The 24,516-nt window shown below is 42.4% G+C and carries 32 protein-coding genes; 7 read left to right on the plus strand and 25 right to left on the minus strand.

Annotation, left to right across the window (positions count from 1 at the left end):
- Nucleotides 1-5: 5 nt before the first annotated feature.
- Nucleotides 6-1,034, minus strand: coding sequence for a tetratricopeptide repeat protein (locus EIP89_RS00600; protein ID WP_160160468.1), 1,029 nt, complete (start codon nucleotides 1,032-1,034; stop codon nucleotides 6-8).
- A 16-nt stretch (nucleotides 1,035-1,050) separates the two neighbouring features.
- Between EIP89_RS00600 and EIP89_RS00605 the strand changes: the two genes are divergently transcribed.
- Nucleotides 1,051-1,830, plus strand: a complete 780-nt coding sequence (locus EIP89_RS00605; protein WP_124396717.1) for an amidohydrolase — start codon at nucleotides 1,051-1,053, stop codon at nucleotides 1,828-1,830.
- Between the two features lie 111 nt (nucleotides 1,831-1,941).
- Here EIP89_RS00605 and EIP89_RS00610 read toward each other — a convergent pair whose 3' ends face one another.
- Nucleotides 1,942-2,535, minus strand: a complete 594-nt coding sequence (locus EIP89_RS00610; RefSeq protein WP_124396718.1) for an acyl carrier protein phosphodiesterase — start codon at nucleotides 2,533-2,535, stop codon at nucleotides 1,942-1,944.
- A 374-nt stretch (nucleotides 2,536-2,909) separates the two neighbouring features.
- Here EIP89_RS00610 and EIP89_RS00615 point away from each other — a divergent pair, with 374 nt between their 5' ends.
- The gene (locus tag EIP89_RS00615) at nucleotides 2,910-3,101 is read left to right on the plus strand and encodes a PID-CTERM protein-sorting domain-containing protein (RefSeq protein WP_124396719.1); all 192 of its coding nucleotides are present in this window, start codon (nucleotides 2,910-2,912) and stop codon (nucleotides 3,099-3,101) included.
- Between the two features lie 4 nt (nucleotides 3,102-3,105).
- Complete coding sequence (locus EIP89_RS00620; protein ID WP_124396720.1) at nucleotides 3,106-3,426, plus strand: hypothetical protein; 321 nt, start codon at nucleotides 3,106-3,108, stop codon at nucleotides 3,424-3,426.
- A 4-nt stretch (nucleotides 3,427-3,430) separates the two neighbouring features.
- On the opposite strand, the gene EIP89_RS00625 is transcribed toward EIP89_RS00620, so the two are convergent.
- The 14 genes from EIP89_RS00625 to EIP89_RS00690 all read right to left on the minus strand — a co-directional run bounded on the left by EIP89_RS00625 (nucleotide 3,431) and on the right by EIP89_RS00690 (nucleotide 12,645).
- A complete protein-coding gene (locus EIP89_RS00625) occupies nucleotides 3,431-4,243 on the minus strand; it encodes a hypothetical protein (RefSeq protein ID WP_124396721.1) in 813 nt (270 codons plus the stop codon).
- Nucleotides 4,240-4,677, minus strand: coding sequence for a hypothetical protein (locus EIP89_RS00630; RefSeq protein ID WP_124396722.1), 438 nt, complete (start codon nucleotides 4,675-4,677; stop codon nucleotides 4,240-4,242). Before EIP89_RS00630 ends, EIP89_RS00625 begins: the two co-directional genes overlap by 4 nt.
- Nucleotides 4,674-5,570, minus strand: a complete 897-nt coding sequence (locus EIP89_RS00635) for a hypothetical protein (protein ID WP_124396723.1) — start codon at nucleotides 5,568-5,570, stop codon at nucleotides 4,674-4,676. The genes EIP89_RS00630 and EIP89_RS00635 overlap by 4 nt, the downstream gene beginning before the upstream one ends.
- A 1-nt stretch (nucleotide 5,571) precedes the next feature.
- The gene (locus tag EIP89_RS00640; RefSeq protein WP_124396724.1) at nucleotides 5,572-6,147 is read right to left on the minus strand and encodes a tail protein X; all 576 of its coding nucleotides are present in this window, start codon (nucleotides 6,145-6,147) and stop codon (nucleotides 5,572-5,574) included.
- Nucleotides 6,144-6,377: a hypothetical protein gene (locus EIP89_RS00645; RefSeq protein ID WP_124396725.1), complete on the minus strand. Its 234-nt coding sequence runs from the start codon at nucleotides 6,375-6,377 to the stop codon at nucleotides 6,144-6,146. The genes EIP89_RS00640 and EIP89_RS00645 overlap by 4 nt, the downstream gene beginning before the upstream one ends.
- Nucleotides 6,374-6,646, minus strand: coding sequence for a hypothetical protein (locus EIP89_RS00650; protein ID WP_124396726.1), 273 nt, complete (start codon nucleotides 6,644-6,646; stop codon nucleotides 6,374-6,376). The genes EIP89_RS00645 and EIP89_RS00650 overlap by 4 nt, the downstream gene beginning before the upstream one ends.
- A complete protein-coding gene (locus EIP89_RS00655; protein WP_124396727.1) occupies nucleotides 6,639-7,133 on the minus strand; it encodes a hypothetical protein in 495 nt (164 codons plus the stop codon). Before EIP89_RS00655 ends, EIP89_RS00650 begins: the two co-directional genes overlap by 8 nt.
- Nucleotides 7,134-7,138: 5 nt before the next feature.
- Nucleotides 7,139-8,095 carry a hypothetical protein gene (locus EIP89_RS00660; protein WP_124396728.1) on the minus strand — a complete coding sequence of 319 codons (957 nt, stop codon included), beginning with the start codon at nucleotides 8,093-8,095 and terminating at the stop codon, nucleotides 7,139-7,141.
- 19 nt (nucleotides 8,096-8,114) lie between these two features.
- A complete protein-coding gene (locus tag EIP89_RS00665; RefSeq protein WP_124396729.1) occupies nucleotides 8,115-8,645 on the minus strand; it encodes a DUF6046 domain-containing protein in 531 nt (176 codons plus the stop codon).
- Between the two features lie 3 nt (nucleotides 8,646-8,648).
- Nucleotides 8,649-10,541 carry a tape measure protein gene (locus EIP89_RS00670; protein ID WP_124396730.1) on the minus strand — a complete coding sequence of 631 codons (1,893 nt, stop codon included), beginning with the start codon at nucleotides 10,539-10,541 and terminating at the stop codon, nucleotides 8,649-8,651.
- A 260-nt stretch (nucleotides 10,542-10,801) separates the two neighbouring features.
- Complete coding sequence (locus tag EIP89_RS00675) at nucleotides 10,802-11,104, minus strand: hypothetical protein (RefSeq protein ID WP_124396731.1); 303 nt, start codon at nucleotides 11,102-11,104, stop codon at nucleotides 10,802-10,804.
- A 20-nt stretch (nucleotides 11,105-11,124) separates the two neighbouring features.
- The gene (locus EIP89_RS00680; protein WP_124396732.1) at nucleotides 11,125-11,508 is read right to left on the minus strand and encodes a hypothetical protein; all 384 of its coding nucleotides are present in this window, start codon (nucleotides 11,506-11,508) and stop codon (nucleotides 11,125-11,127) included.
- A gap of 3 nt (nucleotides 11,509-11,511) precedes the next feature.
- The gene (locus tag EIP89_RS00685) at nucleotides 11,512-11,928 is read right to left on the minus strand and encodes a hypothetical protein (protein ID WP_124396733.1); all 417 of its coding nucleotides are present in this window, start codon (nucleotides 11,926-11,928) and stop codon (nucleotides 11,512-11,514) included.
- Between the two features lie 18 nt (nucleotides 11,929-11,946).
- Nucleotides 11,947-12,645, minus strand: a complete 699-nt coding sequence (locus EIP89_RS00690) for a DUF2586 family protein (protein ID WP_148086775.1) — start codon at nucleotides 12,643-12,645, stop codon at nucleotides 11,947-11,949.
- Between EIP89_RS00690 and EIP89_RS00695 the strand changes: the two genes are divergently transcribed.
- Together EIP89_RS00695 and EIP89_RS00700 are read left to right on the plus strand one after the other, a co-directional pair.
- Entirely contained in the window at nucleotides 12,635-13,648 is a 1,014-nt protein-coding gene (locus tag EIP89_RS00695) for a putative phage head morphogenesis protein (protein ID WP_124396735.1), read from the plus strand. The genes EIP89_RS00690 and EIP89_RS00695 overlap by 11 nt on opposite strands.
- A gap of 71 nt (nucleotides 13,649-13,719) precedes the next feature.
- Nucleotides 13,720-14,238, plus strand: coding sequence for a phage virion morphogenesis protein (locus tag EIP89_RS00700; protein ID WP_124396736.1), 519 nt, complete (start codon nucleotides 13,720-13,722; stop codon nucleotides 14,236-14,238).
- Between the two features lie 277 nt (nucleotides 14,239-14,515).
- On the opposite strand, the gene EIP89_RS00705 is transcribed toward EIP89_RS00700, so the two are convergent.
- The 9 genes from EIP89_RS00705 to EIP89_RS00745 all read right to left on the minus strand — a co-directional run bounded on the left by EIP89_RS00705 (nucleotide 14,516) and on the right by EIP89_RS00745 (nucleotide 21,339).
- Nucleotides 14,516-15,061 (minus strand): hypothetical protein, encoded by a 546-nt coding sequence (locus EIP89_RS00705; protein WP_124396737.1) that lies wholly within the window; start codon nucleotides 15,059-15,061, stop codon nucleotides 14,516-14,518.
- A gap of 8 nt (nucleotides 15,062-15,069) precedes the next feature.
- Nucleotides 15,070-16,428: a replicative DNA helicase gene (gene dnaB, locus EIP89_RS00710; RefSeq protein ID WP_124396738.1), complete on the minus strand. Its 1,359-nt coding sequence runs from the start codon at nucleotides 16,426-16,428 to the stop codon at nucleotides 15,070-15,072.
- The gene (locus tag EIP89_RS00715) at nucleotides 16,389-17,039 is read right to left on the minus strand and encodes a DUF3164 family protein (RefSeq protein WP_124396739.1); all 651 of its coding nucleotides are present in this window, start codon (nucleotides 17,037-17,039) and stop codon (nucleotides 16,389-16,391) included. Before EIP89_RS00715 ends, dnaB begins: the two co-directional genes overlap by 40 nt.
- Nucleotide 17,040: 1 nt before the next feature.
- The gene (locus EIP89_RS00720) at nucleotides 17,041-17,250 is read right to left on the minus strand and encodes a hypothetical protein (RefSeq protein WP_124396740.1); all 210 of its coding nucleotides are present in this window, start codon (nucleotides 17,248-17,250) and stop codon (nucleotides 17,041-17,043) included.
- On the minus strand, nucleotides 17,243-17,452 hold the full coding sequence (locus tag EIP89_RS00725; RefSeq protein ID WP_124396741.1) for a hypothetical protein: 210 nt from the start codon (nucleotides 17,450-17,452) through the stop codon (nucleotides 17,243-17,245). Before EIP89_RS00725 ends, EIP89_RS00720 begins: the two co-directional genes overlap by 8 nt.
- Nucleotides 17,437-17,844: a hypothetical protein gene (locus tag EIP89_RS00730; protein WP_124396742.1), complete on the minus strand. Its 408-nt coding sequence runs from the start codon at nucleotides 17,842-17,844 to the stop codon at nucleotides 17,437-17,439. Before EIP89_RS00730 ends, EIP89_RS00725 begins: the two co-directional genes overlap by 16 nt.
- 183 nt (nucleotides 17,845-18,027) lie before the next feature.
- On the minus strand, nucleotides 18,028-18,984 hold the full coding sequence (locus EIP89_RS00735) for an AAA family ATPase (protein ID WP_124396743.1): 957 nt from the start codon (nucleotides 18,982-18,984) through the stop codon (nucleotides 18,028-18,030).
- On the minus strand, nucleotides 18,981-20,936 hold the full coding sequence (locus EIP89_RS00740; RefSeq protein WP_124396744.1) for an integrase catalytic domain-containing protein: 1,956 nt from the start codon (nucleotides 20,934-20,936) through the stop codon (nucleotides 18,981-18,983). Before EIP89_RS00740 ends, EIP89_RS00735 begins: the two co-directional genes overlap by 4 nt.
- 193 nt (nucleotides 20,937-21,129) lie before the next feature.
- Nucleotides 21,130-21,339: a hypothetical protein gene (locus EIP89_RS00745; protein WP_124396745.1), complete on the minus strand. Its 210-nt coding sequence runs from the start codon at nucleotides 21,337-21,339 to the stop codon at nucleotides 21,130-21,132.
- 103 nt (nucleotides 21,340-21,442) lie between these two features.
- On the opposite strand from EIP89_RS00745, the gene EIP89_RS00750 reads away from it, so the two are divergent.
- Entirely contained in the window at nucleotides 21,443-22,048 is a 606-nt protein-coding gene (locus EIP89_RS00750) for a S24 family peptidase (RefSeq protein ID WP_160160469.1), read from the plus strand.
- Between the two features lie 457 nt (nucleotides 22,049-22,505).
- Nucleotides 22,506-24,419 carry a T9SS type A sorting domain-containing protein gene (locus EIP89_RS00755; RefSeq protein WP_124396747.1) on the plus strand — a complete coding sequence of 638 codons (1,914 nt, stop codon included), beginning with the start codon at nucleotides 22,506-22,508 and terminating at the stop codon, nucleotides 24,417-24,419.
- The last annotated feature ends 97 nt before the right edge of the window (nucleotides 24,420-24,516 follow it).

Below are 24,516 nucleotides of genomic sequence, written 5' to 3' on the forward strand. Positions count from 1 at the left end.
TAAACTTATTCCAAATTATTCAAAGCACGTGCTATGCGCGTGCTTTGTTTTTTTAAGGCTGCATAATCAGTAATAGGTATTGAAAATGTTTTTGTGTCTGTTCTTCGCGCTGTTTCTATTTTGACTTCTGATTGCGTCTCTGATAGTTTTTTCCAAAACATCTTTCCTTGTATATACTGCTGCTCAGCGTCCATCAAATACATTGTATAGTATTTGCGACTTGGATGATAATAGACCTGAATCGCATATTCCTTTTGCCCGCGTATTTCATCCCATAGAATTCCATCAGCGGTTTCTTTAAAATACTTTTTATGTGTGTTTGCGAATTGAATAGACTCATCAAATTTTTCTAAAGCGTTAAGCAACAAAAGTTCAAGGGAAACATTTTGATTGTTTTTGCCGGTGGAATTTTGCCATTTTTTAGTGTAGTAGAGAGCACTGTCTGGTTTACCAAGGGTGTAGTGATAGGTGCGCACTAAAGCGTCGTAAACTCGATTTTGATATTCTGCAGTTTTAAATTTTGCAATGTTAGATATCAAAAAAGACTTTCCTCGTCGGTAATCTTCCTGCTCAGCAATAGCTTGATATGTAAGCCAGTAGAGCGATTCATCGTTTGGCCGCAAGCGCAATAGTTTTCGATATTCTGCTTCTGCTTCGCGGTTTTTGCCGAGCTGGAGCAAAATACCAGCGCGGATTTTCAAATAAACAAAATTCGATGTGTTAAATTTTAATGCTTTCTCAATGTTTTCGAGAGCTAAAACCCATTTTTCCTGGGCCAGAAGTACTTGTGTGAGTTGCCAGTAAGCTTCTTCTGTCGTATAGCCTCGTTTGATGATTTTGGTGAGAATTTCTTCTGCCTTTTGAGGATTTTTTTTTCTGAAAAATGCATCGGCCACCAGCAAAGCTTCATCCCCGCGCAGCGAATCTACTTTATTTCCGAATAACAGTACTTGGTCGTACTTCCCTGCCTGATGAAGTTGCGTGATGATTTGCGCCTGTACTTTTGTACTTAAGCCGATTAAAACCGGAACCAAAAAAAGAAATTGAATTATGAATGAATTGCGCATCAATTTACTTCAATACGATATCCTGTGGCACGATGTAGAGGGCAATCACGCCAAAATTCAAAAACTGTGCGAAGATATGCCTCAGTGCCACCTGCTGATACTGCCCGAAATGTTTAACACTGGCTTTAGCATGGAGCCACATCTTTTTGGAAATACTGCTGCTGAGCAAGGTATTGAGCTGATGCGTCAGCTTTCGGAAACTTATCAAACATCCGTCGTAGGTTCGCTCATTACGCTCGATAGTGGCAAATATTTTAACAGGCTGTATTTCATCACACCTGAAGGGGATGAATATTCGTATGATAAAAAACACCTTTTTTCGCTGGCAGGTGAAGAAAAAGTATATACCCCCGGCAAAGAGAGAATACTAGTAGAATATCTCGGATGGAAAATTTGTCCTTTGATTTGCTATGATCTGCGCTTTCCGGTGTGGTCTCGACAGCGGCCAGAGGAATACTATGACCTGCTGCTTTATGTGGCCAACTGGCCCCAGAGGCGCAGCCATGCCTGGCGCTCACTGTTACCAGCCCGTGCCATCGAAAATATGGCTTACGTAGCCGGTGTAAATCGCATAGGTTATGATGCTAAAGGGGTATATCACTCTGGCGATTCGGCTGTATTTGATGTGCTAGGACAATCGTTGGCCACAGCTAGTGAGGGCAGGGAAGAGGTGATTTCAGCAAATTTGTCTAAAAGCAACCTTTCCGAGTTGAGAGAATCCCTTGGATTTCTCAGGGATGCAGACAGATTTGAATTGCATTAATCCTGGTTACTCTTTTTGATGTTAATGGATATTCATGTGCATTTGATGTCACTTTTATCTATTTCTGTTATAGTACTTACTTTGATTCCCGAAAACGAAGTTTAGCTAAAATTAAAAGAAAACGCTCTCTGATAGCCAGTTTTTAGCCGCCGGCGTGATATCAGCCATAAGTGACCGGAAGTGAGATTCTAATAAATTATAATGACTTAATATGTTTTTCAAGGCCACATGCATGTTGTTTTGAAAGTGTGTGCGTTTACTAAGACCTATCAGAGCCCGTTCTAATCCCATTAGATTGGCATACGATTCCAGCCAACGGTACTGAATCATATAGCGCATCATGAATCTGAAATCTGCAGGTAATTGTCCCTCGTATTGATTGTATTGGGTATAAAAAGTCTCTGCAAAGGAACCCAGATCTTCACTGGAATAATCTTTCCAATTTTTTGCCAAAAAATGGTCATACAATACATCCACAACTACCCCGGCATAGTGCTTTTGAGATTCGGTTAATACTTCGCGGCTGTGGCGAAATGCCGGATGCTTGTCAGTAAAGTCGTCAATCCAATGATGAAAGCGATAGCCAAGGCGCATTCGCAAGGGGTATTTTAAAGCTTTTTTAGCCGGTAGACCATCGGCCATCAGATTGCCAAGTCTAAATTCTGCATCAGGGGGAGAGAGGTATAAATGGCCGAGGTAGTTCATTCTAGCGCATTTTAAGAATACGAAAGTTGGAGTAAATAGAGTACAGATATTTTTTCACAGATTCTTCATCCGAAAATCGTCAAAAAATTTTTTTGAATTTTTGGTTCTCGACCAAAATTAAGAAATAAACTCCCCTCTGCAGAGGTTGCTATCTATAAGTTAAGATCTAGTATTCATGTTCTTTTGAAGGTGATTTAGCATAAAATTTCATCCATTAATTGAAATAATCTGTAAGTAAAAATCTGAATGAGTTTGTTTTCTAATTCTTATAACGCAGCAAATGGTAACAAAAACTTAATCCCAAATCACTGAGGAGTTTTCATAGCCCTTATATTTTTGGCACAATACGAAAAAGTGTCTAATTCTTACAAAAAATGAAAAAAATGTTCAACAACACGACAATGGCTTTCTTCTGGATGGCCCTGCTGGTGGCTCCCGTAGCCCTCTTTGCTCAACCTGATCCTCCGGGAGGCCCTGTTCCTATCGATGGCGGTATCGGCCTGCTTATCGCTGCCGGCGTAGCCTATGGCGCCAAAAAAATGATGTCAAACCGAAAAAACGCTTAACATCATGAAAAAGCTCATTTACTTATTGGTTTTGCCTATTTATGTGACCTCTCAACCCTCATTAACTGAGGTTTTTTTACCTCAGTATATTCAAGGTATTAATGGAACAAATAATAACAGAGTTCCGTTTGTGTATAGAGTTACAATAGATGGTCTAACCCCAAACGCTACGTACAGATATTTTAATCAAGTGGTTACAAGTAGTGATGGGGCAACAACTAATGGAGCAGGTAATGTAATTTTTTATAGCAATACCGGTTATGCCTTTACTTCCAAAACGAAATTTAATAAATTTCGAAATGTGCTTAATAAAAAGTTAATGTAAGAAATTAATTACTATTTGGGCCTGTGTTTTGAACAGCTATATTGTAAAAAATTGTCGGCTCAAAGTTCTTTTTAAATTGAAAGGTTATGTAATTAGTTGCGCTAAGTGAGGCATTGTACACCAAAGCTTGTCCATTTGCTTTGAGTACCAGAATGCCATTTGTTGTTCCATTAAAAAATGATGTGACGATATCTTGTGGGGGCCTGAGGTCTTGGGGCATGACAAACAGTACTCCATTGCTCTGGGATGCATTAAATTGTGCTGTTATCATGATATTTCCGTAATCATTGTATAGAATGGTTGCTGATTGTGATTGATTTGCTGCTGTAAATCCTGCTTGATAAGAAAGGTTTACTTGCTTATTTAATGCAAAATCCTCTATTAAAAACCCTTTGACAGACTGGTGTACTAAGTCTGACAGGCGTTTAAGTTGGTTTAAGGCAAGTGATTGTACGGGGGGTGTGCTTGTGTACTGGTAGATGTAGATTCGAATCTGCTGACAAGCATGTTCTTGGCCATCAGCATAGATTCTATTGTCGATCATGGATGTGTGTGGTACTAAATACAGGGATTGATCGGGGTTGTATGTAAAAGTGGCTCCCGGTACCAGAAAAATCTCTTCGTTTACATATAAGATGCCGCTCTGACAGGTAATCGCATTGCCACTTTGGGTTATGTGCATTCCTTTTAATATACAGGGTTGATGGTTTACCAGGGCGGTTAAATGGCGCTGTATTTCAAAAAGGTTTTCTTGTAGCAAGAGAATATCCTCAGCTCTTAGCGGAAATCCTCCTTCTTGTATTTCTATACGATTCATATTAAGTCTATTTTATATTTTTTGCCAGGCAATTTGAAAAAGTTTATCAGCCGCATTATTTGCTGTTTTTGGGTTTGAAGGCTTACCGGTATTTGCACCACAAAATCTATTTTAGCTTCTCCGCTGTAGTAGATATGGGCGACTTCATTAAGTGGGTTCAGATAGATAGCGCTTTCTGTATTCAGAAAGGGACCTAAGTAGTAGCCTTCCTGTAATCGTATTTGGTCATTAAAAAACTGCTTAAGGTATCTTTCTATGTAGATGACTTGAGGGGTGACTTGTAGCAGTGTATTGATTTGAAATCGATAAAGTTTTTGACTTTCACATAGGTAATTCAGATAGCTTACTGATACTGTGATAAAAGCCTTAAATCTTTTTTTTCGCAAAAAGGGTGGTATCAGCAAGTGTGCTGTTCGAATTATATTCAAATTCATATACTGGTGAATAAGTTATCTTCAACAGCAGTGTATTCTAGGAGGCTATCGTTATAATCAAAGATAAAATACCCGCTATAGGGCTTTACGGACATCAGTATTGGTTGCCATCCTGAAATATGGCTTTTGTGTTTGGCTGAAAGTATGCGAACATCTCTTACGCCTTCAGCACTTTTTAAGGCTTCTACGAAGTCCGATAGTCGAAATATTCCATCGAATTCGAGTGAAGCTCCGAATTCATCGATTTTTTGTCGGATTGGGTCTATTTGTGGGTCGCGCAGCAATTTGTTATTACTGTCTAGTACCATTCTGTCCACTTCTATTATTGCGTGAATGGATATTTGGTCTGCTGGTAGAGAGCGTATTTCGAGCTGTACGCCGGCGTCTTTCCACTTTTGCCAGTATTCGGTAAAGGCCACCAGCTCGGTGGGCGATAGGGGTTGTAAGTTTGGTTTGTTGCCTTTAGCTACTTTAAGTAGTATTTTACCTGCTTCTTCTGAGGCTGAGCTGTAGCTTATTATTTGGGATTCGGGGCGTTCAGAGCTGTAGCCAAACCGGTCGCCCAGCCAGGTTAAGGCATAGCCATATTGAAATTTTTTGCTTTCTTCGGCATACCATTGTAATGTATGAGGTCGAGTATTTGAGATGATTTTTTGTATTTCTTTTTTATGGTTCTCAAATAGATTTTCTACCATCCAGCTAGCTACGGCCATTATCCACAGCCACAGGCGCCATATGGCTACTTTACTGCCATTTTGTAAATCAGCGCGCAAGTTTTCGGCCGTATCGCGTCTAAGGGTTTGAGTGCCTTCACACACATACATGTGCAGTTCTTGCATATTTTCTTTTACGCGATTCAGTTCGTTGTATATTTCAGCGATGCTTCGTGCCATTTTATACTCGATAGATTATTTCTTTTAGTATGCCTTGTGATGTTTCATTATTAAGCATTACTCGTAGGTAATTTGTCAGTATATTAAGTGTATAGATGTGTGTATTTTCTTCGGGTTGTAATTGTATTTCTGTTTCTGGTATTTGCACAAAGTGCAATCCATCGATGCTATGTTCTAAGTAGATCGTGTTGTTTAATTCTTCTACTCGGTCATAATTTATTTGTATGGTTACATCTCCTTTTAAATTTGATAGGCGTACGGCGGGCATGGGGCCAGGTCCATTTGAGAATTCGTAGTTTAATATTTGTTTTATTTGTATCATATCTTCTTCATTTAATGGTATCTGTGTGTACATATCACCGCTCGCGGGTATTATGTTATTTTTTTCGATATAATCTTTTATTTGTTTGTTGATTTCTGTATCTGGTATTAATATTTTAATACCTTCTGGTAATGTAATATCGGGGCGCAAGAATGCGTTTGCTTCGAGTATAGTAAACACTGAATCTATTGTACCGGTATGTTGTAAGGCTATATCCCAAATTGTTTGATTTACTTGTGTAGTTATTACTCTCATTTCTTTTTAATAATTCTAAATATTTTTTCTACTCCTCTACTTGAGAAGTAGAAGCCTATTACCATGTAACAAATATCGCCAATTATTTCTATATATTTATCCGTTATTTTTAATAAATTTAATGCATCTAAAATTGCAAATAAAAAAAATAAAAGCAACACACTTATTAGTGTGTATGGTCTAACTTTTTTTGATATATCAATATCGTCAAATTCGTAATTTTCGCTCATAGTATTAGATTTATTTGATTATTTTCAATATCGATTTTAGATGGATTTATTTCATCAAATTTCAATGCTTTTCTAATTTCGAATATTTTGTCTGCATCTTCCGTTGCAATTAGTTTTATCAGGTCGGCACCTATGTATATATTGTTTTTAAAATCTCCTCGCATACTATATAGCACAATCAATGCGCTTTGTTTTTGATGAGTTTCTATCGAAAAATCCCCGTTCTGATATGCGAGGTCTCCGGTAGTGTCTATTTTTATATCACCCATGTTTTAATTTTTTGTTTATCACGTTATCGAGCTGAACCATTTTGGTTTGGGGGGTAAAGAGTATGTTAGCGGGGGCTCCATTTCCGGCGATGGGTGTGGCTTGCAGAAGGTTTTTTAGTGTTTGCAAATCGTTGAATACGTTGTTCATCCAATCTACAACTTTTTCGGCTATGAGTATTCCTCCGTATTGGTCGCCGAGCAGTTCGATTTTTTCGATTTGGCTATATTGCAAAATTGCCAATAGTGCTCTTTTACCTTCTGACAGATCGGCTATTAGCACTTTGCTTTTTACTTTGGGATAAATTATTAGGGCATTTTCAGCGTTTCCAGCTGCTACTAGCCATACGTCTTCATGTATTAAGGTATTTTTTTCAATCACTGTACAGCTGGTTTGTTTTACTTCTTTTACTTCGGCTGTAAAAAATATATCCGATGTGTTTGTATGGGATATTTTTCTTATTATGTCTTTGATTTCTTTTTCTTTCATTTTGTTTAAATTTCTACACAGTATAGGTTACGCATTCCTCCTGTTTCGCCGTAGTGTACTTCTACTTTTTGGCAGTAGTAGAGTCCGTCGTTTATTTCTGTTCCTTTTAGTTCTACTACATCGCCTGGTGAGGTATAGGGCTGTAGCCATCCGATTATTTTACATTTTTTTTGGTAGTTAATTTTGGTGTTATTATAGGCTTGTTCAGCTATTTTTTTTAAGTCTTTTTGATTTTCTATTCCTTGTATTTTCAGGTATATTTTATCGCCTCCTCTTTCACCGTAGGTGTATTGTATGGTTTGTCCTTGTTTATTTTTTGTTTCTATAATTATTTCTACTTTGTGTTCTGATAGGTTTGTTTTTTCAAATTCTATTTTTTCAATATTTTTTTCGGTATGGTATTTTATGAGATTAAATTTTTTTAACATTTTAGGGGTGATGTATAGGTGGTCGTTTTTTATAAAAATTTGCAGGTGAGTTTCTTCTGCTAATCTTTTAAGTACATCGTAGGCTGTTTGTTGAATTATAGAAAATTTTGAATATTTTATATCTATGTCAATGCTGTATGGTCTGCGCAGTTTTAGCTGCTGGTGTATGTAGTTAATTATTGTTTCTATGCTGGTGTTTGTAAAGATTTTATCGGCAATGTTTTTTTTGTATTCGAAAAATTTGTCTTCACATTGCACTGTTATGCTGGTATTGTCTTTATCTACATGAGTAATGTAGCCTTCGAATTCCAGTTTTAATTTATTGTTATATCCTAAGTGTATTTCAACCCCTGCTCCTTTTTTGATGAGTGAAAGGTCTGAGTTAGACTGATGAAGTACGGTGAAGGGCCTGCGTATTGTTTTGTATGGTATAACTATTTCGGCAGCGCTTAAAGGGGCATCTACACTGTTGATAATTGTTAGGCGCTCTAGGTTTTTGAGCTGTTTGCCTGCTATGAGTATTTTGTGCTGCATCAATAGCATCGTGTTTTGTTTAGTTTTCTATAAAGAGTTCTAAACTTTCGTCGCTATAAGCCGTAAAGGTGAATTGCTGGTATTCTTCTCCTGGGGTGAAGGGGAATTCGTAGCTATCGATTACGATTGAGAAGATATCGAAGACTTCGTTGAGCAGGGGGCATTGTACTTGTAGGCTTTCGTTTGATTCTAAATAGTTTTTCAGGCGTTTTGCATACTGCTCGGCGCTTGCATTTTCATCGCTACACAGCAGCCCTGCTACGGTGATTCGGTAATCGTCTGTACAGAAGAATTCTTTTACGCTGCCTTTTTTTCCGCTTTGTATGTATCTGCGCACGATTTTATTTGCTCCACTTATGGTAATTACTGGCTCGAGTGGCAGCAAAAACCCATCAAGCTCGTTTTCAAATTTTAATTTGAAGGGATAGCGGAATTCAGCTAGTGCGTTAAGCTCTGTGTTTTGTATTGTAGCCTCGGTTAGTTGTACGGTTATCTTTTGTGTAGGCAGGTATGGAGGTAGGGCTATGCCGATGGCTTTGCTGGGTTTCATTGTTTATGCATTTTGTGCACTTATTAGTATTTGGAGCATGATTCGCTCGAGCTTCGCGCGCAGTTCGTCTTCGCTTTGTTCGTAGTGGTTAAATACGACCTGGTCAATGAATTTTTGGACGTTGATTGTTATTTGTTTAGTTTGTGTTGTTGGGCTATGTGAGCTTGTATTTAAGCTTGTTAGGCCGCCTTTGAGTGCTGGTATTTCCTCGGGCATCATGGTATTTTGGGCTGCTGACGTTACCAGGTCATAGAGGTTTTTTGGTTTTTTCACATCGGTGCGTGTAGTTTTTTTCTTCTGTTTTTCTTCTATTTCTTTTACTCCTTGTTCGTAGGCATATAGAGCTTTTTGTTTAGTAGCGCTAAAGCTTTCGATCAGCTGATTGGCCGTGTTTATGCCTGTAAGGTTATTGAAGGCTGCGCTAGCTTTTTGTGCTGCCACTTGAAATTTACCTTGGAAGAGTGCCAGTAGTGCCTCTCCGACTTGGCCAATGCCTTGTAAGATATTCTTTAGGTTGTCAAATAGTAAAATTTTTAGCATCTGGCCGAAACCTTTTAGGGCTTCCCAGGCGGCATATACGGCCCCTCTGAACCATCCAATTTTCTGAAATGCCAAGTAGATGGCCGTGGCTAATGCTGTCAGTAGAGCGATTTTTAGCGCTATGGGGTTCATTTTTAACACGGTATTGAGGCCTGCTTGTGCAGCCGTCCATAGGTGTGTGGCCTTTATGGCTATGTTTTTGTACAGAGTGATTGCTTGTATGGTGAGCAGATAGCTACCCAGGGCGCTTATGAGCGTTATTAGGGGGATGTTGCCTTGCTGTAGTGCTGTGCGCAATCGCGTAAAACCCTCCACCACATAGCTTATCCCTTTGCCTAGCAGGTCAAGCAGCTTGGTGGTAGTTTCGAGCAAGGGCGCCAGTAGTGGCTCTATGACGGTGTAGAGCGATTGGAGGGTGTTGAGCGATTTTTTTACCAGCATGCTCAGCTTTCCAGAGGTGGTTTGGGCTATTTGTTCATTCATTTTATAATAGGTACCACTTGGTCCTACTGCTTCTGCGAAGGCCTGGCGAACCATTTGCGCAGATATTTGTCCCTTTTCCATGGCTTCTTTTAGCTGAGGTATGCTTAGCCCGGTTGATTTGCTGAGCTGCTGCAGTGGGTTAAAGCCTGCATTGATCATTTGCAGCAAATCTTGCCCTGTGAGTCTGCCGGTACTGCTCATCTGGCTAAAGGCTAGGGTGAGCTGTTGCATCTTGCCGGCATCGCCCATGGCGATGTCGCCGATTATTTTTAGGTTTTCTACCACTTGGCTGGCTGGTATGTTGAAGCTGAGCATCATGGCGGCGAGCTTTGCAAGCTCGCTGCTTTTGTATGTCGATGCATCTGCGTAGGCGTTTATACTGCTTAGTAGGGCATCGGCTTTGTCTTTGCTTTGCAGCATTACCTCAAATTCTTTGGCGGTCTTTTCTGCCTCGATGCCCAATCGACTTATGATGCCTACGCCTGTTGAGATGGCCACTATCGGATTGAGCAGCAGGTTAGCTCCTGGCAGGGCGCTGAGGGCTTCTTTTGCCCAGCGCTGTAGTGGGTTGCCTTTGATGGTTTGCAGTCTTTGGATATGTTTTTCTAGTCTGGCTATTTCGTTGTTGTAAGCTTTTAGGCTTTGTATATCGTTTGCCGGTATCCAGTCTCTTTCGGCTTTGAGCAGTTGCAGCTTTTGGCTCAGGCTGCCGATGCTTGTGCCCATGTTGGCCAGTGTACGGCTCACCTGCACCGACTGTTTCTGTAGGTTAGCAAATTTTTCGAGTGCTTGTTCGTTATTTATTGCTATCTTTTGCAGGGTAGCACTTACCTTGTCGTGCAGATATAGGGTGTATTCTACCAGGGTATTCATGGGCTCGTCATGCTTGAGGTGTTGGCTATTTATGTGGTTTTTTACTGGATGTATATGTTGGCCAGGGGGGTATTTTTTTTGCTTGGCCTAGTTTTAGAGCTGCTATTTTTGTTGATTAAGGGTTTGAAGTAGCCATTCTACTTCTTTGAGGCGCATGCACCACTGCTGGTCTGTTAGGCTGTCAGGGTCGCAGTGCAGGTAGTGGCGAATCAGAGTGTCGGCCTGGCGTATCCAGTCGCTTTGCTGAACCCTGACAGCTTCTAAAAATTTATCAATTCTGCCTCTTTGATTTGAATAAGTTCAGAGAGTACCGAGCTGGCTGATAGAAAGAGGCTGTCGTCTTGGCGAATCGCCTCGCTGCCTCCTAGCCAACAGTTGTTGAGCAGTATTTCGTTGAATTTTATTGGGTCTTTGCCTGCCTGGCTGGCGTAGCTGATGATCTTGCGGTCAGGTGGGCGCAAGTAGGCTATGTGATTTTCTACCTTTACGCCTATTACTTTGCCGTATTTTGCCTTCCAGGCATCGATTTCTGATTGGGGTACTTGGCCGATTAGTTCACTCATTGTACATTGGTTTTTTAGGGTTATCGAAGCGTTCGCAATGCTATGCCCACTACTACCCCTATCAGCAGGCCTACGATTATGGCGCTTAAGGGGTTATGGTATTTCGGAATTTCAATGAATTCGATTTCTTTTTCTACGGCTACCTCAGCATCAGGGCAGTCGGCAGTGATTTTTAATAGCCTATTGCTGTCAACTTGCATGTGTATTTTTACGGAGTTTTCTTGGTCGTAAAAAAAAAAGGAATCTCCTGGTATGAGCCTTTCTACTGGTATTTCGGTGCTATAGCTCGCACCTGGTACGAATACCACCTCGGGTATGCTCACTTGGTGCTTGGTGCTGCTGCATGTTACAGTTAGCAAGCCTGCTAACACAGTAAAGCTAATGATAAAAAGCAGTGGTTTCATTTTTTAACTGTATTGAGCTTTTTTGCGCAGGAATATGAACGGGAGTCTGATTTCCAGGAATTTGTCGCCTGTTTTGCTCTCTTTTGTCTCTTCGGTAAATTGTATGCCTTGCAGTACATCGGTAATCATCACATCGCCCTGGCTAGGGTTGCCATAGGCCACTACCGCATCGAGCTGCAGGCTCAGTATGCTTTTATCGGGGCTTACTGCTATAAGGGCCTCTAGCTCACTCTGTAGTAGGGTGAGTTCGCCTTCGTAGCTCTTGTTGCCGCTTTGTATTTTCAGCGGCTCTTTGCCCTTGCCGTACACCAGCTCTTTCTCTTGTTTTACGGTATATTTTATACCGCGTACGCCGGTCACGTCTCTGCCACCCAGTATCAGGGTGATGTCGCTGAATTCGTATTCTCTTGAATCAAACATGGCTTTTTTTTTTTTTTTTTATCTAATTACCTCATAGCCGAGTTTTACTTCTATGTAATCGCTGTAGCCAAAAGGCCGTATGCGCACCTGAACTTCTAATTTTTTGTTGTTCAGTATTTTCTGTTTTTCGTCTATGTAGCAGCGCACTCCTGTATCGCTGGGCTTGTCGGGGTCGGCGCTTATGTTGCCGCGTGAGGTCATCTCGCGTACCAGCTCAGCCTCTACTTTAGCTTGCAGCGCTTTCACAATCATTGCCGGCAGGGTGCCCTCTTTTGTAAGGGGTATTTCTTCTGAAAGCTCTTGCAAGAGGGTGCGATGCACTACCCTCATGGCCTTATTAAATACTCTGGCGCGCTGTATCCTGCCGTAGTTTGTATGGCTTAAGAGCTGATCACTCATCCAGTACCATCCTTGCAGGCCTACGTGTCTGTATGGGAATATTATTTTATCACTAAATAAATGCTCAGCCTCAGGTAGTGATAGCTGGTTGGTATTTAATGCTTGTTCATCTTGTAGCATCAGTCTGATAGGCCCGTCTTTTACTCGCATAATGGAGCGCTGCACCGGTATGCGCGCTATGCGGCCTGCCAGATAGCCTAAGTTTATGTGGGTAGTAGTTCGGTTTATTTCCATAGTGGCTAGGCCTACAAATTCAGTCTGACGGTCTAAATAAAAACTTGTAGGCTCGAGCCGCAAAGCAGGCAGTATGGTCACCACCTCTGCCCTGCATACCACCGACCACCCTACCAATGTGCTCCTGCACAACAACATCGCCCAATTTGCCGCTGCTAAAGTCTTCTCTACCCTCTCAAAAGCTCACACCCTTACCCCTGACCAACTAAAAGTACACCTCCAAAAACACTATACCTACGCCAAGGTAGAATACAATACCATCAAAAAACGCCTGCGCACCCTACACCAATGGAATACCATGCAAGGCGAAAAACTCTTCCCAAACATCATCTGGCTGCCCAGCAGATCCGCCGAGCCCGACCCCACCCATAGGCGCTTCTGGAACCGCATCTGGCCTAAAGACGACCCCTTCTGGCAGTCGCACTTCCCTGGCAATCGCTACGGCTGTAAATGCTCATGGGCATCTACTCACCAGCCCCCTACCGACAACTCTGACCTGCCACTGCCCAAAAAAATAGTCGGCCTCGACGAAAACCCAGCCCTCACTCAGCGCATCTTCTCCCTCTCTCACCCATACTTCCTAAACACTCCACCACACCTGCTCAAGCTCGCCAGCCTTCACCTGCCCGATAAGCTCGCCTACATCAAATCTGCCGCTGATGGGCCCTCCATCTATACCCATTACCTCCACTACACCTCACATGAGTACCAAGCCAATCTGCTCATCGCTCAGCGCCTCGCTGCTCACTTCAATGAAGATGTCTACCTGCTTCCCACCATTTCAGCTAAAGAACCTCGCCTGCGTCAGCGCTTCTTCGCCCACAACCTACTCCATAATCCTTCTGCCAACCCAGATGCTCGTATCGGAAATCAATTCTTCGAATTTAAAAAATCATCGGCTAAAAACCTCTCTAAAAATCTTCTCCAAGCCTTGCGCTCTTCCCCTTCCGTGGCAATCTATCTCACAGAATACCTGCCCTACAGCTCCCTCAGTACACTTATCCGCAGGTCTGTGCTCAGTCGCAAAATCCCTTACCAAAAAATTTGCTTTATCTTCGACAATCAAATCCTTATCTTCACACCCTAAATAAAAAAAGCCCGCACTGAGCGGGCCCGGGCGCCAGGGTGCGCAACCCCGGCCTATACACGCACCTATCTATGAAATTGCCGACGTTTTATGCCGCTAATATAATCATTTTTTGCCCTGTGCTACCCTTCGATTTTGATAAAATATCTGCCGACATCCAGCGCCAGCTAAGCGATCAGCTACCCACCACCGCTGGCAAGCTGGCTGTTGACTTCTTTAAAAAAAACTTTCACGACGAGGGCTTCACCGATCGCTCCTTTGAGCCCTGGCCCGAAGTGAAGCGCCGGCTCGACCCCCGCACCAAAGGTGCCGCTCGCACCCGCAAGATACTCACCGGCTCTACCGGTGACCTGGGCGAATCCCCAGCCTACCGCCTCGACCAACCCGGCTCCGTTACCATCTATGCCGAAGCCTTTAGCCCGTCTGGCTTTAACTATGCACCCGTGCACAACTATGGCGCCACCGATACCGGCCGCCTCAGGCGCACCGTCATCCCCCAGCGCAAGTTTATCGGCCCTTCCTTCACCCTGGAGCAGTCTATCACCGACCTGCTCCACCAGGTCATCGCTTCCTTGCTCTCGCCTCGGTAATTTTTTTTCAGTATCCATTTTTTTCTTTAGTATATTATATTGGACGCAGATGATAATTTGTTTATTTTTTTTATTCTTGCTCTTACTTTTAATGATGGAAATAAAGTTTGAAATATACTCGCTTCGACTTTAGTGCGGTCAAATACGCGCATCTTACCACGACCAAAATGTACCAGTATTTTCCTATTTTTTCTGGTTTTTTTTAAAGTCGTCCATCCAAGCCTTTTCGGCGTCAGTCTCTGGGGTTACTTCTAAGTAAGGCCCGTTAAAATGTGATTTAATCTCTGCTCTCATGGGTATTTATAGTTTTTTCTATTTGCTGAATTACCTCTTTGAGCCTTCTGTAGAGCTCTGGGTCATAGTGTTGGCTATGGTTTACTTCGCGCACGTAGTAGCCTATTGTGGCTACACTTAGAGGTATGATCTGCGCGATTTGTCGAAGGCTCATGTGCGTATAGTGGTATAATATATAGCTGGCTATTTTGCGATCAGCTACAGCAGATGCCCTCGATGAGCTCACCTGCTGGTAGTGTGGCAGATGCGTCTTTATCACCTCAATCAGAGCAATTAGGTCAGGCTCTTGCAGCCGTCTGATGGTCTTGCCGAGCTCAATGGCAGTAAATCTGGCAAAAACAGCCGTCTCGTGAAAGCGATAAAAGGGCAGCAGCAGTAGGTATTGGCACTCTTGCACCTGCTGCCTGATGTGGCTTGGGGTGCTGGTATGTACCACCTGCGTGGGCGTAGATCCAGATAGTTGCTCTATCTGGCACTTCTCAGCCTCATTTGTCGGCTTGTGGCTTAGTAAGATGTAATTGGTTTTCATATCAGTGTTTAACAGCTAAATAGTGTGTACTCTTTGTGATAATGCATGCGCACTGCCCCAGTAGAGCCGTTGCGGTTTTTACTTACTATCAGCTCTGCCTGCCCTTGGCAGGGTGTGCTATCTTCCCAGCTGGTATAGCCATAGTACTCGGGCCTGTAGAGAAAAAATACCACATCGGCATCTTGCTCTATAGCTCCCGATTCTCTCAGGTCGCTCAGCACAGGTCGCTTTGAGCCCTGCCGCGTTTCAACCGACCGGTTCAGCTGCGAGAGCACTATCACTGGCACATTCAGCTCCTTTGCTATGCTTTTCAGGCCTTTGCTTATCGTGGCTATTTCTTGCTCTCGTAGTGTGTTTTTGCCGTTGCCCCCATCGCACAGCTGCAGATAGTCCACCATTATGCATCCTATAGCATGCTTCTTGTGCATTTTTCTGGCTTTGGCCCTCAGCTCCTTAATGTGCAGCGAGGAGGTGTCGTCTATGTATATTTCTGCGTTTTCTAATTTTTTTATTCCATTCAGTTTATGTATAAATTCGTTTGTAAGCTTGCTATTATATAGATGCTGTACAGATATATGGCATTGCATGCTCACCAGCCGCTGTATGATTTGATATACGGTCATCTCTAGGCTGAAGATCAGCACTGCTGCCGCATGCTCTATGGCTAGGTGTAGTGCAAAGTTGAGCATCATGGCCGTCTTGCCCATCGATGGGCGAGCTGCCAGTACATAGAGCTCCCCCGCCTTAAATCCTCCATTGAGGAGCTTGTCGAGCTCGGGTAGGCCTGTAGGTAGGGCCTGCCTGTCTACTTGCAGCTGCTTAAGCGCCGGGTAGAGTTCTTTGCTTAGCCTTTTTATGTTATTTTCTATTCTTTTTTCTACTGTATCGTTGATGATTTTTGTAGCGTCGTTTAGTACATCGATGGCGTCGATATCAGCCTCATAGGCCTTTTGCATCAGCAGGCTCCCTGCTTTGTATATTTGTCTTCTGAAATATGATTCGAGTAGTATTTTTGCATGGTATTCTAAATAAGCTGTTGAAAATACTTTTTGTGCTAAGATTACTAAGTAGGCAGGTGCCTCAGCGATTTTTTGCAGCTTTTTTTTCTGCAGCTGATGATTAACGCTGATAATATCAATAGCTTTGCCCTGCTGGTAGAGCTCTTCTATGACCTGGTAAATTACCTGGTGCCTTCGATCATAGAAGACCTCCGGGCTTAGCTGGTCGGCTACAGCCTCGGGGGCACTGCTATCGATCAGTAGCGCTGATAGTACAGCTTGCTCTGCTTCGATGTTGTAAATAAATTCCTCTTGAGCCTCTGCCTTTTTTAGTCGGCTTCGGTCATTCCCAGGGGTATGTTGTTCCATTTTCCATCAGTGTCTTTGTATTCGGCTCTTATATATGTTTTGGTGGTGATGGGTTGGTAGCTTTCTTGTATGATTCGTACCCCTTCCATCAGCTCTTTGTTGCCGATTTTTTGTGCTAAATTGTACAGCTGCAATACCCTGCTGGCTTTTAAATTGCCTTTTGTGTCTTTGCTCAGTAGCTTCAGTATAGCCTCTACTAGCAGCTTTGATTCTTTGTCTTTTGCAAGGTTAATGATGCTATTGCGCACCATTTCGATGCCTTCGTTTACTGTATCTCGATATGCATCTGTTTGATATACTCCTATGGTGATGCGCTTGGTGCCATCGCTGTTGGTAAAGGTGTGGCTCTGCTGTGTCGATTCGATTTCAAAGATTTTCTTCTTCAGCTCTATAGCCGATTCAAATTCTTTTATGATTTTTTTCTTCTCCTCGGCCATGTTTTTGCTTATATTCTGCAATACGGGAAAAAATTTTTCTACCGTTTCGTCCACTATGTTTCGGTAAATTTTTTTCTCCTCTTCTTGTCGCTGTTTTTTTTCCAATTCCTGCTTTTCTCGTTTATAGCGAAGGAATTCTTCATATTCTTGTTCGTTAAGTTCGATATTTTTCATCTTATTGTGTTTTTAGATTTATTTTATATTGTTCGATTATTTCTCTTTTTACATCTCTCAAAAGGTTTATTTTTTTCTGGTAGTCGATAAACCTTTGTGTGTCTTCTTTTACCACATTTTGGCTTAGTGTGTAGTAGTGTATTTTACAGTCTATCGTCCTGAAAACTTGTCTGAGCAGTTTTCCGAGAATGTAGTTTCTTAGTTTATTCATAGTTGTCTATTTTATAGATTCCGAATCTTTTTATCATTTGATAGATTGTTAGCTTGCTGTAGGCATATTTATCAGACAGCTTCGACAAGGCGTAGTCTATAGTTCGCCCGTCGTTTATCAGCTCAAAAAATTCCTTGCGAATGTTTTCGCGAAGTCTTTTTTTTGCTTCAATCAGTTTGGGGTCTTTTATTCTTTTTGGCATTGTTCTTTGTTTTTCCATTTGCTTACTACACTTATGTACTTTCTGAGCTCATTTGTGCTCATGTTGTTTATGTCTTTCTTCCAGTGGTTTAGGCAGTAGTTGTGTATTTTCTCAAAGTCAATGCTACCGTCTTGATTTCTGAAGCCCTTATCTCTGAAGGTAAAGACGAGTTTCCATCTCATTTTATTTTCGAGATACTGTGGGTTCTTCTGTAGCGTCATGGTCAGCAGGCTTATGAGCTTTACATACTCTTCGGTGGTGAGCTGTTTTGCGCTTGTGGTCCTGTTGTTGCTGATTTGTGCTATCAGCTTCCGCTTGCCCTCTTTAGTGTCGATTTGTAGCCTTCGCATGAGGGTGTGCAATTTTCTGATTTGTTCCGCTGTTGGTTTCATGGTGATTTATTTAATGCGCTTTGTGAATTCCTATAGTGGAGTATGTGTAGTATTTTTCGTTTAAAAAGTGTAATTTTGCAGCTGTATATGATAAGAGTGTTTTCTTTTATATTTACGCTGTAGTTTCGTATTCTGCAGTGTATGCCTGCTATGGCGTAATCGTATTTTTCAATTTCTTGCATGTTAAATCATATTAAATTCTTCTTGGGTGATTTTGTCAAGATCTACCCCTGATGCTATTAGTGCTTTGATGGTGGAGTCGGCCATGGCGTAGTTCCACCAGTGTGAGGCGGCCAGCTGTATTACTTTTTGGTTTTTGATGCCTTTAGCCTGGCAGAAGAAAGCAATATCCTCACCTTTAGGACTATCGATCTGCAGTACCTTTAGCCGGCGTACGAAGGTGGTAAATATGTTGTTGTCTTCTTTTATGGGTCTGAATTGCTCTAGGGTGGCAGTTGCCTGCTCGGCTGCTGGCAGTATCTGTAGGCCTGCCCACTGGGCCAGTTGCTTCTTTACCGAGCTGATGCCTACGATCAGTATGCCTAAGAGGCCTTCGGTGGCTGTATAGAGATTCTTGATTTGTTTCCAGATGGCCTGATTGAGTATTTCAGCCTCATCGATTATAAGCAAGGGCTTTTCACCGCTTATTTGCTCTACTTTTTCGATGATTTGCTCTAGCAGGGTAGTGCTGCCTACGCCCTCGCGCACCTGTATGCCCATTACACGGCATATCTCCAGTAGAAATTTATGCCAGGTATAGGTTTTAAATATCTTTATGTAGTACACGGCTGGCTCTTGGCTGGCAAAGCGCTTCATACATACGGTCTTACCGATGCCGGTATTGCCCACCAGCAGGCGTATATCGCTCTGCTGCTTGCATTTAGCTGCGATCTGCTGCATCACCTGGTATTGTCGCACAGGCACGAGGTTGTATTCGGCCATGTAGTCGGCCAGGCGCGCCATCATACTCTGTATCAGCGTATCGGCAAAGGCTCTTTTGCCGTTCAGCAGCTCGCTGATTACGCTCTCGCTACGCCCTGTGATTGATGCTAACTCATTGTTCTTGAGATTTTTTGACTCTTTTAGGGCCAGAAGCTTGTTTCTGAAGGCCTCTTGTAGAGGGCTAATTTCTGCTTTCATAGGTCGTGTTTATTTTGGATTGGGATGCGCACTTTTTTTATTTCGCCCGTTACAGGGTGCACATACTCTCTCTCCTCGTACTGCAGCTCTGTCTGCATCTGGTCGAGTAGTATGGCATCTGTTTCGTCGCTTTTTTCGGCCATTTCGTACAAGAACAGTTCGCTCTTATCCAGCAAGGGCGCTATGCGCTTACGCCCTGTCATGGCTTGGCTCTTTAGGGCATTTAGCGTCGGGTTGCTGTTTAGCTCCTCTCGCAGCTCACTGACTTTTTTCAAAGCATTTTTTGCAATTTCTTTTTGCAGCAGCAGGTAGTTGTTCAGCTTGCTATCGCCTGGCATCATGGATATGCGCTCTTTTAATGGCCATATACCCAAAAAGGTATTGTCTTTATACACTACTGCAGGCTTGCCATAGTCGAGTACTTGTACTCGTACTCTAGAAAGCTTGCCGCTTTGTAAGGGTATTTGTTCAAAGATTTTTGCAGCTTTGCTGCGCTGCTCTTCTGTTTCAACCGGCGGAAAATAGGTGTATTCCACACCTCTGCTGCTTACAGTTACCCCCTTGGTAGTCAGCTGCACGTGGTGTGTAGTACCGTATTCGGCCAGGTCTGCATAGCTGAGCTTGGCCGTTTCGCTTTCTAGCTCGTTCCACAGTTCGGTGGGTGTTTTGCCGCAGGGCTTGCCTTCTCGGCTTTCTATTACGTAATGGTTCCATTGCTCCATTACCTCAGTGCGAAGCCTCTCAGAAGCGATGGCGAAGTCTCTGGCACGTCGTTTTGCAGCTTCTAAGTACTTCTCACCAGGCTGGCTGCCGTCGGCCTGTGCCGTGCGGTTGCTGCCTGACCATGCTCCGCTGTATTTGTCTATCAGTCGGTTTTTCAGACCTATCAATAGCTCTACTACCTTAGCCCGGGCCAGCCCTACCTGGGTAGGCAGCACCCTGATGTCGTGCGCATCGCACCACTGCTTCACCCCATTGTAGCCAGGGCCTCTGTCTAGCTGCAGGTATAGCGGCTTGTAGCCACATTCCTTTATGGCATTCTTTAGGCAGCGTATCAGCACCTCGGCACGTTCATTAGCCCCTAAGGTCACCTGTACGTCGAGCAATCTAAAGGATGCATAGTCGTAAACACTTACTATGTGCGCGTACTGCCTTACCTTACCATTGTGGCGTACATACTCGTTTTGTGCCGTGCCATCTATACCCCATATCGCATTTTTTCGGGTAGGGTAGCTGCGCTGCACCTCGGGCACCATGGTGTTCTTGTGGTACACCAGCCCGTGGCGCTCTATTTTAAGGGAGTTTTTCACGCTTTGTAGATACATGTAAACCGTCTGGTAGGTTGGGGGGGTGTACTCCCCGTCCTTTAGCCACCACCGGTTTTTTTTGCCGATTTCTAGCAGTTTTCTATATATATCAGCGATGCTAATTGCGATGGGATCAGCATAGAGGGCTTGGATTACCCTCTTCTGCTCATCGGTTAGCTTATTTCTGTTTTTATTATTTGACCTTTTGGGTTTTATGTAGTTGATATCCTCGCCTTGTCTTTCCTCTAGCTGATAGAGCCAATCTATCAGCCGGCGCCCTGTAGGCATCTTTATTGAAAAAAATTCTCTAGGCATCAGCTCAATGGCCTCTGCAAGGTTTGCTACCAGGGAGCGCTTGTATCGCTTTGCTTCGCGCTCACTTCGCGCAATATTTTGTATGCGCTTAAACCTGGCATGTACAAACTCTGAAAGGGCGCACAATTTGGCATAGCCTATTATGCGATGCCTTCCCAGCGAGTGATTTTCAACATAATATGTCGTATATCGAGGGTAGTTTTTAATGATGTACTCCTCTAGCTCATTGGTAATGTAGCCGGCATTGATGCGTAGATGCTCAGCCGTCATTACCACGGCCGCATCTACTAGCTGCTCATAACCTGCATCAGTGTTTTGCAGGCTATTCATGTGCTCACTTTTTAGAGCACTAATCTTTTCCCTTATTTTCAGCTGGTACCTTTCAGGCAAGCTATCAAGCAGAATAAGGGTCTTTTTATTCGTGTCTTTCACCATCACAGCCTGCCCTCTTTGTTTTAATTTTCGGGCAGTACTGCTTTTGAACCCTAGTAATTGCCAATGATCAATACTTATTGCGTGCATTTCACACCTTTAAAGCTTTTTTAATTTCATTATACTTAAGCCTGTAGTCGCGAAGCACTTCCTCTTCTATTGGGCTGTTAAACTCTCCCCGCAGTATGCAGTAGATGGTGTTTTTCGACACTTTGTATTTGGCTGCAAGCCATTTTACCACCTCTGTTTTTATTCGGTCGCGCTTTGCTACTGTGGGTTTCAGTACATTTGTCGATTGCATGCTGCTGTTTCTTTTAGAACAGCGCAAATATTTCAAACATATTTGATATATGCAAACAAATTTGAATCTGCCAGATACATTTTTTTCTCGGATATTAAAAATAATGGAATACTATAAATACAAGTCATTAAATGAATTTGCTATCAAAGGTTTAAAGTACAAATCGCCGGAAAAGCTTAATCGATTAAAAGATCCAAAAAACAAACCTTCTGTAGAAATACTAATTGATATTTCAAATATGTTTGATATTAATATTGATTGGCTTCTGACAGGTCGTGGACCTATGCTGCGCGATCAAGTCCCCCAGGCGGTACCCTCACCCACAGGCGTGCCACTCATACCGGCTGAGGCCTTAGCCGGCTATGGCGCAGGTGAGCTGGTCATTACCGAGCACATGATCGAGCATAGGTATGTGATACCTGAGTTTCGATCAGCCACCTGCATCATACGCGTCAAGGGCGATAGCATGTCACCCACCTATCTGCCTGGCGATATGATTGCTATTAAAAAAATAGATGCTAAAACATTCATACAGTGGAATAAACCTCATGTACTTGATACAGTTCAGGGAATTTTAATTAAGCGAGTTTTACAAAGTGAATCTGGCTACATTTTAAGATCCGACAACCCATCGTACCCTGATATTACTGTACCTAGTAAGGAAGTTTATAATATGTATTTAATACTTGGATTAATACGTTTTGAATAGCGTAAATATCAATTTTTTCTTACATTTTACATAAAATGAGTTTTATAAAAAACATTGTCACAAATTTTGTCACATTTATGTCACATTTTTTTTTATAAGGATTTGCATAATGTTTTAGTTCAATATTCAAATTTTTCAACTTGCATAGAATCAGACGATTAAAAATTTCATTTTTGGCTAAAAATCTTTTATAATGCTTCAAATAATATTTATTTTTTTTAAATTAAAATTAATTTGTCACACTATTTTAATTTGATTTTCAATAAGTTATTAATTTTAAGTTATATACAATTAGAACTTAACCCCTCACCGGCAGCTATTATCAAACTTCTAGTCCTAGTATGTCATCTTGGGATCTTATGGAGAATTTACCACTGATGGATCTGGTAGCTATACAGGTTGGTTTATAACAGAACCCACAGGAAATACAAGATTTACCCCAGGAAACAATATTTTTATGAGAATTATGCTTAATAATGGGGCAGGAGGTACTTCAGTCGTAACAAGGTTAACTACTTCAAATTCAGTAACTGTTGCAAATTTTGGCTCATCTTCTACGAATATTACCGCAATTTGGCAAACCTCATTAGATACAGCGAAAAATTTTGTTTTGCTGTTTGATAATGTTTCCGGAACCGGAAGACCGATAGCTGCCACATATATCGAAAATGTAGGCATAACGTACGCATCATCCATCGCTCAGTGGTATCGAGACTCAGCAACGGCTCTTGGTCGATGGGGTGCTTATGTTAATAACAATAATTCTAATGGAATACGTAGAATAGAAATCAGAGATCATTTGACTGGAAATCTAAAATATGTATTAACAGATGCCGATGGTCAGTGGGGTAGTGTAAATACGGTAAACGCCACATCTGGATCAACGCCATTGATATTACCTAATAATTTAACTGAAACTTTTGTGGTAAATGGTAATGTAAAATTATCAGCCGGAAAATCTTTAGAAGTAACTGGCACTCTCACAAACAATGGAACAATTACCCTTGAAGCCACATCAAAAACCGATTACGCTCGCCTTATTTATGGAGCTGTTTCAGGAACCGGAACAGTAAATCATCAGATGCGTCTGACACCTGGCTCTTCCTTCAAATGGTACGCCTTAGGCTCGCCGGTAGATGGCATAAACGTTAATTCTATAGGTACTGGCCAATTTACTTCTACATCGGTGTACAACTGGAGTGCTACCGGGGGTTGGACGTCGGCTCATACTGGTACATTTACTCGTGGTCAAGGTGTTTTTATAGCGGCAGGTGAAAATTCACCTTACGGCTTTTTTACAATACCGTCTGATGATACAAATATTGTTTTTACTGGCGTATTGTCAGCTAATACTGCAGATGTGGTTCGAACTATGGATTATGGCACTGCTCCAACAGGTGTAACTTTTACAACTTCAGAAACACAAGGATGGAATTTGCTCGCAAATCCCTATCATGCTGATTTTGATTTAAATGGTTTGACTTCTGATAATGATTCACCTGAAAAATCCTTATCAATTCGCACCCCAACTGGTTATATTTCTTACAATCCATCAACAAATACTCCACTATCTGCACGCTATCTTTCTCCAGGTGAGGCCTTTTTTGTGCGTGCTACAGCGACAGGTCAAACATTTACATTTGCATTATCGCGTCGAACCTCTTCAGGGGGCGATGGTTTGCTTAAGACACAAAATAACTTCGACCGCGTAAATGTGCGCGTAAGTAAAAATGACCGCAAAGACGAGATGTATGTGCTCTTTAAGTCAGACGCTACTACCGAATTTGATGGCCAGTACGATGCGTATAAGTTTACCAACATCGATGGCTATCCAATGCTTTACAGCGTGCTGAGCAATAAGATGTACTCGATCAACACATTGCAAGCATTATCAGGAGCATTTGCACTTCCAACGCATTTCAAATGTTCTGAAGCTGGAGCCTACACAATTAGCTTGTTCGATGTATCTGACTTCGACCCGTCAATCATCGTCACCCTCGAAGACAAAATGACCAATACACTAACAGTGCTAAATAATGGCGATTACACCTTTACCCATTATCCGACGAACAATCCTGACCGTTTTGTGCTGCACTTTAACAAGAGCACTGTGAGCACTTCAGAGCAAGAAGCTGATAAGTTCAACGCTTGGGTATATGAGGGAGTGCTGTATGTAAAAGGTTTTGAAAACTTAGGCAATACTCGCTTAAGTGTCACCGATATGAGCGGCCGTGTCGTGTTTTCCACAGATGCAAACGTTCAAAGTGGCATCCGCAATGAAATAGCCCTGCCAAAGCTCGCTGCCGGAGTGTATGTGCTTCGTGTAGAAGCCGGTGCCCAGCAGAAGGCTGTGAAGATTGTGGTGCCGTAGATTGTATTTACCCCCCGTCCCTATTTCTATTGCTTTCAGCAATAAAGAGGATGAGAGAAGTCCCTCTTTATATCCGACAAGCGGATGTAGAGAGGGA

Origin of the sequence: Thermaurantimonas aggregans, from assembly GCF_003851885.1 — a bacterium.
Lineage (GTDB): Bacteria > Bacteroidota > Bacteroidia > Flavobacteriales > Schleiferiaceae > Thermaurantimonas > Thermaurantimonas aggregans.